Origin of the sequence: Hafnia paralvei ATCC 29927 (assembly GCF_001655005.1) — a bacterium.
GTDB classification, from domain to species: Bacteria; Pseudomonadota; Gammaproteobacteria; order Enterobacterales; family Enterobacteriaceae; genus Hafnia; species Hafnia paralvei.
This window is the reverse complement of record NZ_LXET01000001.1, coordinates 1-18,551: the sequence shown is the minus strand read 5'-3', so window position 1 is coordinate 18,551 and position 18,551 is coordinate 1. Positions and strand designations below refer to the sequence as shown.

At 47.1% G+C, this 18,551-nt stretch carries 18 protein-coding genes; 11 read left to right on the top strand and 7 right to left on the bottom strand.

Annotated elements, in window-relative coordinates; all coding sequences use genetic code 11:
- The first annotated feature begins 9 nt into the window (after positions 1 to 9).
- From fdxH to ghrB, 7 genes are all read left to right on the top strand, one after another.
- Positions 10 to 948, top strand: coding sequence for a formate dehydrogenase subunit beta (fdxH, locus tag M988_RS00085; RefSeq protein ID WP_004090733.1), 939 nt, complete (start codon positions 10 to 12; stop codon positions 946 to 948).
- Entirely contained in the window at positions 945 to 1,577 is a 633-nt protein-coding gene (gene fdoI, locus M988_RS00080; RefSeq protein WP_008815682.1) for a formate dehydrogenase cytochrome b556 subunit, read from the top strand. The genes fdxH and fdoI overlap by 4 nt, the downstream gene beginning before the upstream one ends.
- Positions 1,578 to 1,811: 234 nt before the next feature.
- Positions 1,812 to 2,741: a formate dehydrogenase accessory protein FdhE gene (gene fdhE, locus M988_RS00075; RefSeq protein ID WP_008815683.1), complete on the top strand. Its 930-nt coding sequence runs from the start codon at positions 1,812 to 1,814 to the stop codon at positions 2,739 to 2,741.
- Between the two features lie 288 nt (positions 2,742 to 3,029).
- Positions 3,030 to 3,782: a sugar phosphate isomerase/epimerase family protein gene (locus tag M988_RS00070; protein WP_064572436.1), complete on the top strand. Its 753-nt coding sequence runs from the start codon at positions 3,030 to 3,032 to the stop codon at positions 3,780 to 3,782.
- Between the two features lies 1 nt (position 3,783).
- On the top strand, positions 3,784 to 4,725 hold the full coding sequence (locus tag M988_RS00065; RefSeq protein WP_064572435.1) for a sugar kinase: 942 nt from the start codon (positions 3,784 to 3,786) through the stop codon (positions 4,723 to 4,725).
- Positions 4,726 to 4,795: 70 nt separating this feature from the next.
- On the top strand, positions 4,796 to 6,091 hold the full coding sequence (locus M988_RS00060) for an MFS transporter (protein WP_004090740.1): 1,296 nt from the start codon (positions 4,796 to 4,798) through the stop codon (positions 6,089 to 6,091).
- Between the two features lie 3 nt (positions 6,092 to 6,094).
- Positions 6,095 to 7,069 (top strand): glyoxylate/hydroxypyruvate reductase GhrB, encoded by a 975-nt coding sequence (gene ghrB, locus M988_RS00055; RefSeq protein ID WP_040012420.1) that lies wholly within the window; start codon positions 6,095 to 6,097, stop codon positions 7,067 to 7,069.
- 132 nt (positions 7,070 to 7,201) lie between these two features.
- Here ghrB and hemN read toward each other — a convergent pair whose 3' ends face one another.
- Entirely contained in the window at positions 7,202 to 8,575 is a 1,374-nt protein-coding gene (hemN, locus tag M988_RS00050; RefSeq protein ID WP_064572434.1) for an oxygen-independent coproporphyrinogen III oxidase, read from the bottom strand.
- Positions 8,576 to 8,757: 182 nt separating this feature from the next.
- The gene (gene yihI / locus M988_RS00045; RefSeq protein ID WP_008815688.1) at positions 8,758 to 9,297 is read right to left on the bottom strand and encodes a Der GTPase-activating protein YihI; all 540 of its coding nucleotides are present in this window, start codon (positions 9,295 to 9,297) and stop codon (positions 8,758 to 8,760) included.
- Positions 9,298 to 10,047: 750 nt separating this feature from the next.
- Here yihI and yihA point away from each other — a divergent pair.
- On the top strand, positions 10,048 to 10,698 hold the full coding sequence (yihA, locus tag M988_RS00040) for a ribosome biogenesis GTP-binding protein YihA/YsxC (RefSeq protein ID WP_008815689.1): 651 nt from the start codon (positions 10,048 to 10,050) through the stop codon (positions 10,696 to 10,698).
- 96 nt (positions 10,699 to 10,794) lie between these two features.
- Here the strand turns inward: yihA and spfP are convergent, their stop codons facing one another.
- Complete coding sequence (spfP, locus tag M988_RS23410; protein WP_071892919.1) at positions 10,795 to 10,842, bottom strand: small protein SpfP; 48 nt, start codon at positions 10,840 to 10,842, stop codon at positions 10,795 to 10,797.
- Between the two features lie 163 nt (positions 10,843 to 11,005).
- Positions 11,006 to 13,807, bottom strand: coding sequence for a DNA polymerase I (gene polA, locus M988_RS00035; RefSeq protein WP_064572433.1), 2,802 nt, complete (start codon positions 13,805 to 13,807; stop codon positions 11,006 to 11,008).
- Between the two features lie 459 nt (positions 13,808 to 14,266).
- On the opposite strand from polA, the gene M988_RS00030 reads away from it, so the two are divergent.
- Positions 14,267 to 15,187: a 1-acylglycerol-3-phosphate O-acyltransferase, YihG family gene (locus tag M988_RS00030; RefSeq protein ID WP_064572432.1), complete on the top strand. Its 921-nt coding sequence runs from the start codon at positions 14,267 to 14,269 to the stop codon at positions 15,185 to 15,187.
- Between the two features lie 42 nt (positions 15,188 to 15,229).
- Here M988_RS00030 and dsbA read toward each other — a convergent pair whose 3' ends face one another.
- The 3 genes from dsbA to M988_RS00015 all read right to left on the bottom strand — a co-directional run bounded on the left by dsbA (position 15,230) and on the right by M988_RS00015 (position 17,228).
- Positions 15,230 to 15,853 (bottom strand): thiol:disulfide interchange protein DsbA, encoded by a 624-nt coding sequence (gene dsbA, locus M988_RS00025; RefSeq protein WP_004090749.1) that lies wholly within the window; start codon positions 15,851 to 15,853, stop codon positions 15,230 to 15,232.
- Between the two features lie 31 nt (positions 15,854 to 15,884).
- The gene (locus M988_RS00020) at positions 15,885 to 16,871 is read right to left on the bottom strand and encodes a serine/threonine protein kinase (RefSeq protein ID WP_020303539.1); all 987 of its coding nucleotides are present in this window, start codon (positions 16,869 to 16,871) and stop codon (positions 15,885 to 15,887) included.
- Positions 16,872 to 16,958: 87 nt separating this feature from the next.
- The gene (locus M988_RS00015) at positions 16,959 to 17,228 is read right to left on the bottom strand and encodes a YihD family protein (protein WP_064572431.1); all 270 of its coding nucleotides are present in this window, start codon (positions 17,226 to 17,228) and stop codon (positions 16,959 to 16,961) included.
- Positions 17,229 to 17,393: 165 nt separating this feature from the next.
- On the opposite strand from M988_RS00015, the gene mobA reads away from it, so the two are divergent.
- Both mobA and mobB read left to right on the top strand, forming a co-directional pair.
- Complete coding sequence (gene mobA, locus M988_RS00010) at positions 17,394 to 17,978, top strand: molybdenum cofactor guanylyltransferase MobA (protein WP_064572430.1); 585 nt, start codon at positions 17,394 to 17,396, stop codon at positions 17,976 to 17,978.
- The gene (gene mobB, locus M988_RS00005) at positions 17,975 to 18,493 is read left to right on the top strand and encodes a molybdopterin-guanine dinucleotide biosynthesis protein MobB (RefSeq protein WP_008815694.1); all 519 of its coding nucleotides are present in this window, start codon (positions 17,975 to 17,977) and stop codon (positions 18,491 to 18,493) included. The genes mobA and mobB overlap by 4 nt, the downstream gene beginning before the upstream one ends.
- Positions 18,494 to 18,551: the final 58 nt, after the last annotated feature.

Sequence of the window (18,551 nt, the reverse complement as noted above, 5' to 3'; positions counted from 1 at the left end):
AGACGCATTATGGCTTATCAATCTCAGGACATAATCCGGCGCTCTGCCACCAATTCTCTGACGCCGCCTCCCGAGGCGCGTAATCATCAGGAAGAAGTGGCGAAGCTGATTGACGTTACCACCTGCATCGGCTGTAAAGCCTGTCAGGTGGGCTGCTCAGAGTGGAACGATATTCGCGATGAAGTGGGTCATAACGTCGGCGTGTATGATAACCCCGCCGATTTAACCGCTAAATCGTGGACGGTGATGCGTTTTTCTGAAGTTGAGGAAAACGGCAAGCTGGAATGGCTCATTCGTAAGGATGGCTGTATGCACTGCGCGGATCCGGGCTGTCTGAAAGCCTGCCCGTCCGAAGGTGCAATTATCCAGTACGCTAACGGCATCGTCGATTTCCAGTCAGAGCACTGTATTGGCTGTGGCTACTGTATCGCTGGTTGCCCCTTTGACGTACCGCGCATGAACAAGGAAGACAATCGGGTATACAAATGTACCCTATGCGTTGACCGCGTTGCCGTTGGTCAAGAACCGGCCTGCGTGAAAACCTGTCCAACGGGCGCGATTCATTTCGGTACCAAAGAAGCAATGAAAGAGCTGGCTGCAGGGCGTATCAACGAACTGCATACCCGTGGCTTCGCCAACGCGGGTCTATACGATCCTGCCGGCGTCGGCGGTACTCACGTCATGTACGTTCTACATCATGCTGACAAACCGGAACTGTATCACGGCTTGCCGAAAGACCCGACCATCAGCCCAACGGTTCAGTTCTGGAAAGGCATCTGGAAACCATTGGCTGCCGTCGGTTTTGCTGCCACTTTCGCGGCGAGTATCTTCCACTACGTCGGCGTGGGTCCAAACCGCGTACACGACGAAGAAGAGGGAGAGATCGACGGCAAGGTGGATGATATCAAACCAGAAGTCGACCAGCATGAGAAGGAGGAGCGCAAATGAGGAAGGAAAAGCCGATTCAGCGTTACTCAGCGCCAGAGCGTATTAACCACTGGATTGTGGCATTCTGCTTTATTGTCGTGTCAATCAGCGGCCTCGGGTTCTTTTTCCCGTCGTTTAACTGGCTGATGTACATTATGGGCACGCCGCAGCTCGCGCGTATCCTACATCCGTTCTTTGGTGTAGTGATGTTTGCTTCGTTCCTGATCATGTTCTTCCGCTATTGGAAACATAATCTCATCAACCGTGAAGACATCACATGGGCGAAAAACATTCATAAGATTGCGATGAATGAAGAAGTCGGTGATACCGGTCGCTATAACTTTGGACAGAAGTGTGTGTTTTGGGCCGCTATCGGCAGCCTGATTCTACTTTTAGCCAGCGGCGTAGTGATTTGGCGTCCTTATTTCGCCGATGCGTTCTCCATTCCAGTGATCCGCGTGGCGCTGATGGTGCATTCATTCGCCGCAGTGCTGCTGATTGTTGTTATTATGGTTCACATCTATGCAGCTCTGTGGGTGAAAGGCACGATCACGGCGATGGTCGAAGGCTGGGTGCCCGCTGCGTGGGCCAAAAAACACCATCCGCGCTGGTATCGAGAGGTGCGAGCTAAAGAACAAGAGCGGAAATGAACCTCTATTTCTGACATCATGACGTTCACGTTTTTTGCTATAGGTTAGGAAAGCCACGCAGGCAGGACGTCTGCGTGGAGTTTGGGGCTCACACGAGAGCCCCTTTTCGAACACCTTCAGCTAAATCGGTATATGAAAGCCGTAACTGACAGGCGAGCGAAGCCTTACTTAAACCTTAATAAACAAACCACTCATCGGTTACTAGAGCGACTAACTCAACACTGGATTTCATCAATGAGCATTAAAATCGTCCCAAAAGAACAGCTAGGCGCAGAGCGTGAAAAGACAGGTGGCTTGGATAATATTCCACCCGTACTTTTCGCTAACCTGAAAAGCCTCTATTCCCGCCGCGCAGAACGTTTACGTCAGCTCGCGGAAAATAATCCTCTGGGCGATTACCTTAATTTTGCGGCGGCGATTGCTGAAGCGCAGCAAAAAGCGCTACACGACAATCCGCTAACGCTCGATCTCACCCAAACGCTGACCAATGCCGCCGCGTTAGGCAAGCCACCGTTGGATACCTCGATTTTCCCGCGTTCACATCACTGGCACACGCTGCTACAGGCACTGATTGCCGAGTTGATGCCTGATGCTCCGGAGCATATTCAGCCCGTACTGGAAAACTTGGCCAAGACGTCTGATTCCGAATTAGAAATCATGGCAAAAGATCTGTTTGCCGGTAATTTCGGCGTTGTCGGAAGCGACAAAGCTCCGTTTATCTGGGCGGCGCTGTCGCTTTATTGGGCACAGATGGCGACACAAATGCCAGGCAAAGCCAAGGCAGAATATGGCGAAAATCGTCAATACTGCCCCGTGTGCGGCAGTATGCCTGTTGCCAGCGTTATCCACATGGGTACAACTAACGGACTGCGCTATCTGCACTGCAACCTGTGCGAAAGCGAATGGCATGTAGTTCGTGTGAAGTGCACCAACTGCGAACAAACCCGCGATTTAAACTACTGGTCGCTGGACAGTGAGAATGCCGCTGTGAAAGCAGAAAGCTGCGGTGATTGTGGTACTTACCTGAAGATGGTCTATCAGGAAAAAGATCCAAAAGTGGAGCCCGTTGCAGACGACTTAGCAACGTTAGTGCTCGACGCTAAAATGGAAGAAGAAGGTTTCGGACGCAGTAGCATCAATCCTTTCCTATTCCCTGGAGAGTAATTACCTCTTGGTTCAAAAGCCTGCCCAATCTGCGGTGGGCTTTTTTATGAGTTTAAAACGCTTTCCAAAGCCAAAGTGCGTAAAAAATAGCGACTACCTCTGCTTTGATAAACGAAGTCTCCTTACATTTTGCAATGACAATCCCACATCGGTCACACTTCTGAATTCCCCCCGAACCAATATGTGACCACTGTCATACATCATCATTTTTCCACTTTTTTATGGAACCGGTTCCAAATATCTTGGCGTTATTGAATTGATGATGAATTAATCGTCATTGGAGTGAATATGAAAAGAGAAATCGTCGTGGTCACTGCCGCTTACGGCTGGGACAAAGTCAATGAGCTGGGCGGGCAGGCTAATCTATTGCCGATTATTGCGGAGTCTGGCGCAGACGGCGTAGAAATCCGCCGTGAACTATTATCGCAGGCAGAGTTGCAAACGTTAGGTGATCTCACGAAGCAGATTGCCCGTCATCAACTCTTTGCCGTGTACTCCGTGCCTGAAGGTCTTTTTACTCCAGACGGTTTGCTGAATCCTGCTCTTGAGCAACGCCTTCATGAAGCCATCGAGCTAAATGCCCGTTTGGTCAAATTCTCCCTTGGGCACTATCAGCCCGGCTATGACTTTACCGCGCTAAACGCCTTACTCAAAAAATACGATGTTCCGCTGGTCGTTGAAAACGACCAAACAGCAGACTGCGGCACTCTTTCACCTCTGAATGCTTTCTTTGCCGCCGTGCAAGATTGCCACTCACCGATACGCATGACCTTTGATATGGCCAACTGGGATTGGGTGAATGAAGATGCCGAGATCGCTGCGCAAAAACTGGCGCATATGGTGCACTACGTGCATGTAAAAGCGGCTGAAAAACGAGTCCAAGGCTGGTGCGCGGTCGAATTGGATAATAGTGATGGTCGCTGGAAACCTCTGCTGTCACAGCTTCCTAATCAAGTCATGCGCGGTATTGAATTCCCTTTAGAAGGCGATGATTTGACTGCAATCACTCGCCACTACGTTAATTTATTGAGAGCGAACTGATATGAAAACTTCACAGCTAGACATGATCACCTATGGCGAAGCAATGACAATGTTCGTCGCCAATGAGACCGGTGAACTGGATCAGGCAATGCAGTTTACTAAGCGTATCGCAGGAGCGGAGCTAAATGTCTCCATTGGTTTATCTCGTCTTGGCATGAATGTTGGATGGGTGAGCCGCGTGGGTGATGACTCCTTTGGTCACTTTACTCTAGCTACTCTGGAGCAAGAGGGGATCGACCACCAATGCGTTATCGTCGATCAGCGCTTCCCAACCGGTTTTCAGCTGAAATCTAAAGCAGAAAATGGAACCGATCCCAAGGTAGAATACTTCCGCAAAGGCTCTGCGGCTAGCCATCTTTCGGTTCATGACTTCGATCGCACTTACTTTTCTCAAGCCCGCCATTTGCACCTTAGCGGCGTAGCGGCAGCCCTTTCAACTGACTCGTTAGAACTGGCGAATCACGCCGCCAAAGAGATGCGCGCAATGGGCAAAACTATCTCCTTTGACCCAAACTTACGTCCAGTGCTATGGCCGAGTCAGCAAGTGATGTGTGAAAAGCTCAATGCGTTAGCATTTCAAGCTGATTGGGTTTTGCCTGGGCTGAAAGAAGGACAAATTCTGACAGGCAAACAGACACCGGAAGACATTGCTGATTTTTACCTTAGCCGCGGTGTAAAAGCCGTCATCATCAAATTAGGGCCAGATGGCGCATGGTTTAAAACCGCCGATGGCCACCAGCAACACGTAGCCGCTGTTCGCGTTGAGAACGTCATTGATACCGTAGGCGCTGGTGACGGTTTTGCTGTTGGTGTGATCAGTGCGCTGTTAGAAGGTAAAGCCCTACCAGAGGCCGTTATGCGCGGCAATAAAATCGGGTCACTGGCCGTACAGGCCATTGGTGATAGCGAAGGTTTACCAACCCGAGCTCAGCTCGGCGAATAACGAATAACACATCCACCTCTGGGCCCTACATCCCAAGGATGTATCTAAATCATACTGAAGGATTATAACCATGAGCAAATCAACGATTGCCCCGAAGCGCTGGTGGTACATCATGCCGGTGATTTTTATCACTTACAGCATGGCTTATCTTGATCGCGCGAACTTCAGCTTTGCCTCTGCCGCAGGAATTAACGAAGACCTTGGTATCACCAAAGGAATGGCCTCCCTGCTGGGTGCACTGTTCTTCCTCGGCTACTTTTTCTTTCAAATACCTGGTGCAATCTATGCCGAACGACGCAGCGTGCGCAAACTGGTATTTTGGTGCTTAATTCTGTGGGGGATGTGCGCCACCTTAACCGGTCTGGTTAGTAATATTCCGGCACTGGCCGCAATTCGTTTTGCCCTCGGCGTCGTCGAGGCGGCAGTCATGCCAGCCATGCTTATCTATATCAGTAACTGGTTTACCAAAGCCGAACGTTCCAGAGCTAATACCTTCCTCATTTTAGGCAATCCGGTCACGGTTTTGTGGATGTCAGTAGTGTCTGGCTATCTAATCCATGCCTATGGCTGGCGCGAAATGTTCATATTTGAAGGATTCCCTGCGGTCATTTGGGCATTCTGCTGGTGGGTATTGGTTAAAGACAAACCAGAGCAAGTGGGCTGGTTGAGCGAATCAGAAAAAGCCGCTCTGCAGGCTAAATTGTTAGAAGAACAGCAAGGCATTAAGGCCGTACGTAACTATGGCGAAGCTTTCCGCTCGAGGAACGTCATTATCCTGTGTGCTCAATATTTTGCCTGGAGCATCGGCGTGTACGGGTTTGTTCTGTGGTTACCGTCAATTCTACGCCACGGTTCTGACATGGGAATGGTTGAAGCGGGATGGCTCTCTGCGGTGCCTTATTTAGCGGCAACGATTGCAATGATCGTGGTGTCTTGGGCATCTGACAAAATGCAAAATCGCAAACTCTTCGTATGGCCTTTACTGCTCATTGGCGCATTGGCATTTATCGGTTCTTACCTAGTAGGCGCTAACCATTTCTGGTGGTCTTATACGCTGCTGGTCATTGCCGGAGCCGCGATGTATGCGCCTTATGGCCCGTTCTTCGCCATCATTCCAGAAATGCTACCACGCAACGTTTCAGGTGGTGCAATGGCATTAATTAACAGCATGGGCGCGCTGGGCTCTTTCTTTGGCTCATGGTTCGTCGGTTATCTGAATGGCTCAACCGGATCGCCAGCCGCATCCTACGTATTCATGGCCGGTGCGTTATTGGTTGCTGTGTGGCTAACGCTCATCGTGAAACCTTCAGACGCTCAAAAAAAAGTCGCTGTTAAATCAGCTCCTGCCGTTTCTCAGGGGAAATAAATGATGAAGCAATCTGTTGTTCTGTATAAAAAAATACCTACTGACCTGCAGCTACGCCTAGAGAAGCATTTTGATGTCCGATTCTTTGATGGAATCAATAATGCCAATCGCGCGGAGGTGATCAGAGCACTAGAAAGCGCCGATGGCATGATCGGCGCCAGTGTGCCGGTACGCACGGATTTGTTAGACCATGCGCCAAAGCTAAAAGCAATTTCTACTATTTCAGTAGGTTACGACCAGTTTGACGTAGACGATCTGACACGGCGTAAAATCGTATTAATGCATACCCCTACTGTTCTGACAGAAACCACGGCAGATACGGTATTTACGCTAATTCTGATGACCGCACGCCGTGCGTTGGAAATGGCCGAAATGGTGAAAGCAGGCAAATGGACACGCAGCATCGGCGTTGATAGCTATGGCGTCGACGTTCACCATAAAACCATAGGTATTCTTGGCATGGGGCGCATCGGATCAGCGTTAGCACGCCGTGCGCACGCCGGTTTTGGCATGAACGTTCTGTACTGGAACGATCGCCCCAATACGCAAGTCGAGCAGGAATTTAACGCACGTCGCTGTGAACTGGATGAACTGCTCGCGAAATCTGATTTCGTCTGTATCACGCTGCCCTACAGCGAACAAACACACAAGCTCATCAATACAGAGCGCTTAGCGAAGATGAAACCAAGTGCCATTCTAATCAACGGTGCACGCGGTAAAATTGTCGATCAAACCGCTTTAATTAAGGCGTTGAAAAACGGCACGATTCGCGCTGCTGGCCTCGATGTATTTGAAGTAGAGCCTTTACCTGTTGATTCAGAGTTGCTGCAGTTACCTAACGTTGTTGCACTGCCTCACATTGGCTCAGCAACGGAAGAAACTCGCTATAATATGGCAGCCTGCGCAGTAGATAACTTGATAACAGCATTAACAGGGAAAGTGACGGAAAATAGCGTTAATGCCCATTTACTGACGTAATCACGCAGCGCTTTATCCGGGTGAGCCACGCCAACAGAACGTTGGCGTGGTGCTTGGGGCGGCCATGAATGGTCAACACCAAATCGTGCACAGACGTCATCTCACGAAAGCGATCTTGATAGTTCGCAGAACTTAAATCACTCGTGAAAACTGCTGCATTCTCGCTTGCTTACGTAGGTAGATATCAAAACACATACAGATATTACGGATCAGCAGGCGACCGCGAGGAGTGACTTCAATACGGGTTGATGTAACGTCCACCAGCCCATCTTCAACCAGGGGCGCTAGCAGTTTTAAATCATCAGCGAAGTAATCAGCAAAGACGATCCCGTATTGTCTCTCTACGTGGGAATAGTCCAAACGGAAATTGCAGATAAGATTTTTAATCACATCACGGCGCAAGCAATCGTCTTCAGTCATGGAGATACCACGCCATAGCGCATGACCATGGTCTTGCACATCAGCGTAATACTCTTTTAGCACTTTGCGGTTCTGCGCATAACTATCCCCGATCATGCTTATCGCGGAAACGCCCAGCCCCAGCAGGTCGCTATCACCCTGCGTAGTGTAGCCTTGGAAATTGCGATGTAACTTACCCTCTCGCTGCGCAATGGCTAGCTCATCGTTGGCATGAGCAAAGTGATCCATACCAATAAACTGATAACCGGAATCGGTGAGCATCGCGATAGTTTCTTGTAGGATGGATAGCTTACTGTCTGCTGACGGTAAGTCTTCATCTTTGATTTTGCGCTGGGCAGCAAACAGTTTCGGCATGTGCGCATAGTTAAATACGCTTAAGCGATCGGGGTTGAGCTCAGCCACTTTTTGTAGCGTGTAGCTAAAGCTTTCTGGCGTCTGTTTTGGTAAGCCATATATGAGGTCAATATTTGTCGATGTGAAGCCAATCGCTTTAGCTCGGTTGATCAGATCGAAAATAAATTGCTCGTCCTGCTCACGGTTAACCAGCTTCTGAACTTCTTTATTGAAGTCCTGCACCCCCATACTCAGACGATTAAAACCCTCTTGGCGTAGGTGGTCGAGGACATCCAGCTCAATTTCTCGCGGATCAACCTCAATGGAAATCTCGGCATCCGGTAGAAAATCGAAAGCATCGCGCAACATGCGCATGAGGCGAGAAATCTGAGTTTTATCTAAATAGGTTGGAGTACCGCCGCCCCAATGCAGTTGAGAAACTTTACGACCAGCAAACATCGGCGCACGCTGGCTGATTTCTAATGCCAGTTTATCGAGATATTCATCTGCTTTGTGTGTTTGGCGGGTAACGATTTTATTACAGCCACAGAAGTAACACAGCTTGTGGCAAAAAGGGATATGAACGTAAAGCGAGAGCGCTCGTTCAGGATAACGAGCTACAGCATGAGTAAACTCAGCCTCAGTAAAGCTTTCGCTGAATTCTAATGCTGTAGGATATGAGGTATAACGCGGCCCAGAATAGTTATATTTTTGAATCAGGGCCAGATCCCAGACTATCGCCTGTTCCGACATGCTTACTCCTTCCGATGATTTCGCCTGCCAGACCGGTGACGAGGAAGTCGTGAAAACTGGCGGGTCATGGCAGCTTGCCGCCAGCGTTGTTTACGCCGCGACAGCCACCATAGTTTACCTAATAACCACAACAGATAACACGTAAGCAGTAAGGCTATTATCAGTATTAGCCACATTGGCGATTAAAATACGTCTTTCGGGTTACCGCGCTTGAGCAGTTTAACGATGTCTTCTTTCGGCTCTTCTTCATCGACTTCATCATCTTCGTCGCCAAGCTCGATACCTAATTCTTCCATCAGCTCATCAATGCGATCCAGCATGTTGTCGACGTAGGTCTGCTCTTCTTTATTCAGCTCTTCGCCATCATCCAAGCGGATCAGAAGCGCGTCCAAACGCGGATCGTTTTCTAACTGGGTCAGCTCTTCTTCTGGTGAAAGCCGTTTTTTCACTTCGGGCTTAGGTGCTTTTGCCTTTGGCTTTTTCACTTCAGTAGCTACCAGCGGCACTGGTACTTTGCTACCAATACGCGGATCGATAGCCTTTGCAGAATCAGTGGTCTTCTTGTTTGCAGTTTCAGGATTTGCACGACCACCAGATTTATTACCGCGGTGCTTCTTCTGGCGCTTGCGCGCGCGGGCTTCCAGATCAAGCTCAACACGGGTTTTTCTTTTTTGTTTTGGCGCTGAAGTTTTAGCTTTCGGCGTTTTATTGGCAGGACTCATTAGCGTGTACTCACAGAGAGATAAATCGAGTAGAGAAATATTAGCGAGCTCAGGTTAACTCCTGAAACGCCGGTCTCCGACACCCGAAAAACAGGCGTTTAAACTGGGGGGCGGACAGTGCGCACACCCTACCAGAAAGCACGCAAAGAAAAAAGGCGACAGCCTAAACTGTCGCCTTAATTCTAGCCTTCAAATGAAGGATATTCACGCATCTCAATCCCTGAATGCACTCAACGTCCCGGTTTTTCCCTTTGCCGTTTTGCTCCTTGCACCCTCTTCCTGAGGCTCTTGTCCTTATTGCGCCAATCCTAGCGCTAAACTCTTCCTGAGTTGGTGTGATCCATTCAGATATATATCCTATATATCTTCGCTAAATCCTTTAGCGTGAATCCTTTCGCTCACTACGCACCCCTGCGCTCCCTGAGATTCGTCTTCCTGACGAAGTTTTCCGTACCGCCATCCTTTGCGTTGATAGATACTTTAAAGAAATGGCTGCTCTAAACAAGGGACTACAGCCCAAGTTACAGCGTGAGCAAGATCACGTAATTTTGTAATCATATGATTCTATTAATTTAATAAATTCAGTCTCATAACTGAAAACGTCATTGCCCGAAAGATAAATAGCCAATGTCTCACAAGGCTGTAAGCCTCGAGCTTACATCAGATAAACAGCGGTTTTATGCGCTCTTTGCGGCTGTTGCAGTTATAATCCCTACCAGATACCGCCATGTTTTAATGGAGACGAACGTTTTGAACCGTAAAACTTATAATTATCATGTGACTCACTTCGTCACCAGTGCCCCTGATATTCGCGCATTACCTGCTGATATTGGCATCGAAGTAGCATTTGCTGGCCGCTCTAACGCAGGCAAATCCAGTGCTCTGAATACGCTAACTAACCAAAAAGGCTTGGCACGTACCAGTAAAACACCTGGTCGTACTCAGTTGATCAACTTGTTTGAAGTCACCGACGGTGTACGCCTCGTTGACTTACCGGGTTATGGTTATGCCGAAGTGCCGGAAGAAATGAAGCGTAAATGGCAGAAAGCGTTGGGTGAATACCTGCAAAAACGTAACTGCCTGAAGGGATTAGTGGTTTTGATGGATATCCGCCATCCGCTGAAAGATCTCGATCAGCAGATGATTCAATGGGCCGTTGACGTTAACCTGCCAGTCATGTTGCTGCTAACCAAGGCCGATAAATTGGCGTCTGGCGCACGTAAAGCCCAATTGAATATGGTGCGTGAAGCCGTACTACCATTTATGGGCGATATTCAGGTTGAAACATTCTCTTCCCTGAAAAAATTTGGGGTAGATAAATTGAGTGAAAAACTGAATACATGGTTTAGCGAGATCGAACCAGAAACGCTGTCTGAAGAAGAGGAAGAAAGCGGAGAATAACGGCTAGATTCCAGATAAATAGGGTCGCTCTGGCGGCCCTTTTTTGTTTAGACAAAAAAAAACGCCCCAGTCATAAAAGACTGGGGCGGCTAATATTCAGCCAAATCCGATTACGTGAAGTAAAAGGTCTGAAAGATAGAACATCTTACCTCTGTACCCTACGTCTGTAACTCTACAACATTTTCAGGCAGGGTAAAACCTTTTTTGTAGCTTACTTACACAAATGCGTTCAATTTAGCGGCATATTCTTGGTTTTAAGCGCTGTTTTATGTAGTTAAATTACATAAATAGCTTAATTAACCATCATCTAGTGAGCTTGATCCCAATTTTCCCCCGTACCGACATCCACTTTCAGCGGAACCGCCAATTCTAGGCTTTGCTCCATCAATTCGCGGACTTTTTCTACGGTTTGCTCAATCACGGATTCATGCACTTCAAACACCAATTCATCGTGCACCTGCATAATCATGCGGACCAATGGCTCTTTTTGCTGCAGCAGCCATGCATCAACAGAAATCATGGCGCGCTTGATGATATCGGCCGCAGTTCCCTGCATAGGAGCATTGATTGCTGCCCGCTCAGCTCCCTTACGGCGCATACCGTTGCGAGAATGGATCTCTGGTAGATAGAGACGGCGACCGTCTAGTGTCTCAACATAGCCCTGCTCAGCGGCCTGCTGACGGGTACGCTCCATATACTCAAGCACACCAGGGTAGCGTTCAAAATAGAGATCCATATAGCGCTGTGCTTCACCACGTGCAATATTCAACTGGCGAGCTAAACCAAATGCGCTCATGCCGTAAATTAGACCAAAGTTGATAGCTTTTGCGCTACGGCGCTGTTCACTCGTCACATCTTCTAATTTCCGCCCAAACACCTCTGCCGCCGTTGCGCGGTGAATATCTTTACCAGCAGCAAACGCAGTCAGTAAACCTTTATCACCAGACAAATGAGCCATGATGCGGAGTTCAATCTGTGAATAGTCGGCGGCGACAATCTTATAGCCTTGCGGTGCAATAAAGGCCTGACGGATCCTTCGACCTTCGTCGTTACGCACAGGGATATTTTGCAGGTTTGGATCGCTAGATGAGAGGCGTCCTGTCGCAGTAACCGCCTGATGATAGGAGGTATGCACACGCCCAGTAGCAGGGTTAATCATCTGCGGAAGTTTATCGGTATAGGTGCTCTTTAGCTTCGCTAAACCACGATGTTCCAAAATGATGGTTGGCAGTTCAAAACCTTGTTCCGACAGCTCAGCTAACACTTCTTCGTTGGTCGAGGGTGCGCCGCCCGGTGTTTTCTTCACAACTGGCAGTTTCTGTTTTTCAAACAGAATAGCTTGTAGCTGTTTTGGAGAAGAGAGATTAAACGGCTCACCCGCGGCTTCATGCGCCTTTTTCTCAAGCTCATCTAAACGAATAGCTAACTCTTGCGAGTGCTTACCCAGAATATTGCTATCGATCAGCACCCCAGTACGTTCCATACGGGAAAGCACAGGAACCAACGGCATATCAATATCGGTGAAGACTTTCTTCAGACCGGCTTCTTTTTCCAACTGTGGCCAAAGTTTGAGATGCAGCTGCAATGTAACATCGGCATCTTCGGCTGCGTAAGGTGCGGCCTGTTCCAAAGCGATTTGATTAAACGTGAGCTGAGATTTCCCCTTACCCGCAATTTCTTCAAATGTGATCGTTTTATGATTCAGATGACGCTCAGCTAAGCTATCCATATCATGGCGGCCAGCGACGCTATCGAGATCGTAAGATTCAAGCATAGTGTCAAAGGCAATCCCCTGAAGCTCAATACCATAGCGAGCCATCACTCCCTGATCGTACTTGAGGTTCTGCCCCACCTTCAGCAAGTTAGCATCTTCCAGCACGGGTTTTAGCTTAGCTAATACATCGTCACGATCCAGTTGATCGGGTGCATCCAGATAATCATGACCAACCGGAATATATGCCGCTACGCCTGGCGCAGTGGCAAATGACAGACCAACCAGATTGGTAGTCAATACATCCAGAGAGTCTGTCTCTGTATCGAAGGCAAAAATCTTGGCCGCTTTCAAACTGGCGATGAGGCTATCAAGCGCTGCATCATCCAGAACAGTGAGGTAGTTTTCTTGCGACAGAATCGCCGTAGTTTCTTCAACGGCGGTAACCGCGGTTTCAGTATCATCTTTTGCCGATTTTCGCGCCGGCGGCGCTTTTTTCTCACCGCTTAACCAAGAGCCGGTTTCAGCATCCTCGAGCCAACGTTTAAATTCATACCGACTAAACAACTCATGCAGCTGAGCTGTATCCATGGGTTTAAGCTTGAGATCATCACAGGTAACGTCTAGCTCAACGTCGGTCTTAATCGTCGCCAACAGGTATGAGAGATCGGCCTGATCTTTATTCAATTCAAGTTTGGCACCCATGGTTTTAGCACCACGGAAACTCAGCGTCGCGACTTTATCCAGATCGCTGTAGATCTGTTTTAGGCTACCAATTCCCTGCAACAATGCCTGAGCCGTTTTTTCACCGACTCCAGGTACACCTGGAATGTTATCCGAGGAGTCGCCCATCAGCGCGAGGAAATCAATGATCAACTCTGGCGGTACGCCATATTTATCACATACTTCCTGAGGCCCCAGAATCGTATTATTCATGGTATTGATCAGCGTAATATTCGGCGTAACCAACTGAGCCATATCTTTATCGCCGGTACTGATCAGTACATGGCGACCTGCTTTTTCAGCAGCCTGCGCCAGCGTTCCGATGACGTCATCGGCTTCAACGCCCGATACAGCCAGCAGCGGCAATCCCACCGCTTGTACCATCTTATGTAGCGGTTCTATTTGCTCGCGTAAATCGTCCGGCATTGGCGGGCGATGAGACTTATATTCAGCAAACAGCTCATCACGGAAAGTCTTTCCTTTGGCGTCAAATACCACGGCTACGTGGCTAGGTTGATATTGCAGCATCAGGCTGCGCAGCATGTTCAACACGCCATACATTGCCCCTGTAGGCTCACCCGCACGATTAGTTAGTGGAGGAAAAGCGTGGTATGCGCGATACAGGTATGAAGATCCATCAACTAGGATCAGAGGGTTTTCAGGTATTTCGGCCATAGTATGTCTTTATCGTGATGGTGGACTTAGAGGTAAGGATGCCATACCTCGAGACAAGAGACGAATTTTAGCGGGAGATTTGATGAGGAATGCGATCAAGTATTCAGATCTTGTTGATCAAATTGTGGATAAGTTTGTGAACAAAAGATCATAAATTTAATAACGCGGGTTCTCACTGAGAACTTAGTAGTAATTTTATTAGTAATTTAAATGAGTTATATACAAAAACACATATGTGTGTATAAAAGCATCAAGCAACTAATGATGTGGATAATATTTCAATCACTTACCAAAAATTTTGTATACCTGCATGCAACCTCATACAGATTAGCCTAAATTATCAACAACGCCACTGCTTTGCAGCTTATCTGTCATATATTTTTAGAATTGCTGTAGTTCAATGACCCTTCTGATAAAATCGTACTTTAACAACTCGATTGCGATTGCGCGAACAAGCTAATGCCTACGTTAATTACCTTGGTCCTATCCCCTATCATATTTGTGTTATCCACGGTGTTAACGGTAATGGTAACGATTTTATGTTCTGTGCCGATTACGCTTGCCGGGGTCCTTAAGCTACTGCTCCCCATCCCTATCGTTTGGCGCTATATCGCAAGCTTCGCCGACTTCATGATGTGGTGCTGGTGTGAGGGGTTATCCATTCTGATGAAGCTTAATTACGGCCTGAATTGGGAAGTTTACGGCCTAGAAAACCTAAGCAAAGAGAACTGGTATTTAGTTATCAGTAACCACAAAAGCTGGACAGATATCGTCGTTCTTTGCGTTTTGTTACGCAATCATATTCCAATGAATAAGTATTTTCTAAAGCAACAACTCGCTTGGATTCCGTTCGTTGGCTTGGCATGTTGGGCATTAGATATGCCATTTATGAAACGCTATTCTCGAAGTCATTTGCTAAAGCACCCTGAACTGCGCGGGAAAGATATTGAAGCCACTCGCCGTTCCTGTGAGAAATTCCGCATACGCCCTACGACCATTGTTAACTTCGTTGAAGGTACTCGGAGCACTAAAGAAAAACGCATAAAATCACACTCTCCTTATCGCAACTTACTTCCTCCCAAAGCCGCTGGAATTGCATTCACTTTGAACGCATTAGGTCAGCAATTTGATCGCGTATTAAATGTCACGCTACTGTACCCAGACAATAACCGTAGTCCTTTTCTCGATTTACTTTGTGGAAGAATGAAACGAATTGTTGTACATGTGGAAACCCTATCAGTGAGCTCCGAAATGCATGGAGACTACTTTAACGATAAGGTTTTCAAAAGAAAGTTCCAGCTATGGCTGAACAATCTGTGGCAGCAAAAAGATCAGCTTATCGATCATTTGAAAAAAGTTTATGCCTCGCCGAGTAAATAAAAAACCGGGCTTTAGCCCGGTTTTTTATGAGACGGAAATGGATTATTTCTGTTTCAGCAAGAAGTTGACTACGTTAGAGAACTGCTGAACGTAGGAGTCCATTGAGCTGGTATCCAAACCATCATTTTTGACCATATATTTGCCGTTAACGAAGATTGCAGGAACACCACGCAATTGAAGATCTTCAGCAGCTTTCTCTTGCTGAACAACCAGAGATTTCACGACAAAGCTGTTCAAGGCACCATCATAGTCTGCTGCACTGACACCCGCTTTAATAAAGACGTTGCGGATATCTTCTGGGCTCTGAACGCTCTGAGTTTTCTGCACGGCCTCAAACATTGGCTGAGTAATTTTATCCTCAACACCTAACGCCATCGCAACAGCCCAAGCCTGAGTCAGTTGTTTACCCAACGGCCCCAAGAACTCAACATGGTATTTGGTCATCTTGACGCCTTCAGGCAGACCTTTACGCACTGCATCAGAAACGTGGTAAACCTCTTCGAACTCATAGCAGTGTGGGCAGTAGAAAGAGAAAAACTCTAATACCTGTGGTTCTCCAGTTATGCTTTTATCAAGCTTAACGTACTGATCGCCTTCAGAGAATTGAGCCGCAGAGGCACCAAATGCCATTGCGATCCCAACTAACGCCAACAAAATCTTTTTCATGCGAACTTCTCCATCGTCTTAAGTTTTTGATTTAATACATCGGCATTAGCTGCAACGGTGGTGCTCGTAACAGCTTAACCTGCTCCATGAAGGCTGATGTTTGCCTCAACCAGAAACTTTCATCAACCATCCACGGAAAACTCTTTGGAAAGGCAGGGTCTTGCCAGCGACGAGCAACCCATGCCAAATAATGCACCATACGCATCGCGCGTAACGGCTCAATAAGCTTTAACTGTTGAGTATCGAAATCAGCAAATTCTCCATATGCCTCAAGCAAAATATCCAACTGGATCAGCTGTTCTTGGCGCTCACCGTGCAACAACATCCAAAGATCCTGAACAACCGGACCGTTGCGCGCATCATCTAGATCGACAAATAATGGGCCATCACGCCATAGGATATTCCCTGGATGACAGTCACCATGCAAGCGTACGGGGGCCCAATCCGTCGTCCAATATTGCTCAACCTCAACAATCAACGAGTTTAACGCAGCCAGAAAGGCTGGCTTGAGTTTCGCTGGCAATAATGGTGTTCTTTCTAAAACGTCTCTTGGCTGATAAAGATATTCATCCAAGCCAATCGTTGGGCGCTCAGAAAAGAGCTGTTGTTTACCCACTTGGTGGATTCGAGCCATATAGCGCCCGACCCATTCAAGTTGATCGTCGTTGTCTATTTCATATTGCCGCCCCCCAACACTGGGAAACAGAGTAAACGCATATCCAGCAAAGTGATGAAGAGTTTGTCCATGCAGAGATAGGGGGGCCACAACAGGAATTTCAGCGTTGGCCAATTCGCGAGCAAAAACATGCTCTTCATCAATTTGGCCATCAGACCATCTCTCCGGACGATAAAATTTCACAACATAACGTTGTCGATCTTCGTCCATTAACTGAAAGACGCGGTTCTCATAGCTGTTAAGCTCTGTTAAACCTGAATCAATGCGAATTCCTGTACTCTCGATAGCATCAAGAATGAGATCGGGAGTAAGTGTTTGAAAACTGAAAGCTGGATTAGTCATAGTCAGGCCAAGACTCACGCAATAAACCGAGATAATAGCACTATCAAATCGACCTATTGCGCTGTTTGTGCACTATCGTGTCTGAAATTAATCCTTAATTACGCCTCTAGCGCGCAGGATGGCGGTTTTGAAGTCTTCTTCATAGTCTTTCTTCAAACCGGGAATAGCCTTTGTACTTGAGCTATTACGCATCTTAAGGTGATAAATAAGGATATCGTCGGTCAGCTCACCTAAATTACCTTTAAATCCGGCCTCATCGGCCAACTTCTGCAAAAACTGCACCAAATTCAAATCAGGCTCTTGCTGCCAAGCTGGATGGATTAATTCAATTAGTTCATTAACGCGATGGCATTTCATTTTATTTCTCCCTGATGCTTAATGGGCTGACAAATTATCAGGCTTAATTTACCAAAGATAGTCCTAGCTCGTATAACATTCACTTTTTACAAACTATTACACGCATGGGAAAGTGCCGCATCCCCGCGTTACAATACAGTATATAAGTAACAAAAGGAGGCCCACATGCATGATATTGAAGGCGTAATACTGGCAGGAGGAAGAGCCTCTCGAATGGGTGGAGATGATAAAGGGCTAGTCATGCTTAACGGGAAGCCCCTTTATCAATATGTCTTAGAAACACTTAAGCCCCAAGTCAAAACACTCTCAATCAGCGCAAACCGTAATTTACCCATCTATCAGCAATCCGGGCTAAAGGTTTTCACTGATACGCTCAGAGACTATCCTGGCCCGTTAGCAGGGATGCTAAGTGGTTTGCAGCAAAGCAAGCATGAATGGGTTATGTTTGCGCCCTGTGATGTCCCCTTTATCCCATCAGATATAGTGCAATATCTTTGGATGCAAAGAGATGGTCATAAGGCCGCATATATACATGATGGCAATAGAGCTCATCCAACTATCGCATTATTAAGTCGCGAACTCATTTCACCATTGATGAAATATCTTGAGCAAGGTGAACGCAAATTAATGATATTTTTAGAACAATGTAATGCACAGCAGGTTACCTACCTTGCTCGAGATTGCTTTATTAATTTTAATACTCATGAAGAATGTCAGCGTTGTGAGCAGAAGCTAAAGGAACAAGAATGAAAACTCAAATACCTTTACTTGGAATCGCTGCCTATAGCGGAACAGGAAAGACCACGCTTTTAAAGAAGTTGATACCACAGCTGAATGCTAGAGGGATCAGGATAGCGCTAATTAAGCATACCCACCATGATATGGATGTGGATACACCAGGAAAAGACAGTTACGAATTGCGTAAGGCCGGAGCAGAACAAACGTTAGTGGCAAGCGATAAGCGTTGGGCGCTAATGACTGAAACGCCTGAGCAAAAGCCTCTAGACCTGCAATTTCTTGCATCAAAGATCGATCCTGAGCGCTGTGATTTAATTTTAGTTGAGGGCTTCAAGCATGAAGCAATCTCTAAGATTGCACTCTACCGTGCATCAGTAGGAAAGCCATTTACAGGCATCATTGATAAGCATGTGCTGGTGTTAGCAAGTGATGGGCATGTTGATTGTGATATTCCGCAATTAGATATTAATAAGACCGAGAAAATTGCAGATTTTATCGAACAGTGGCTAAAACAACTGAAGCCATGAAGAAGAAAAATTCGCCGCGTCAGCGGCGATTCTTTTTAGATTTTCTTGTTTCCAATAA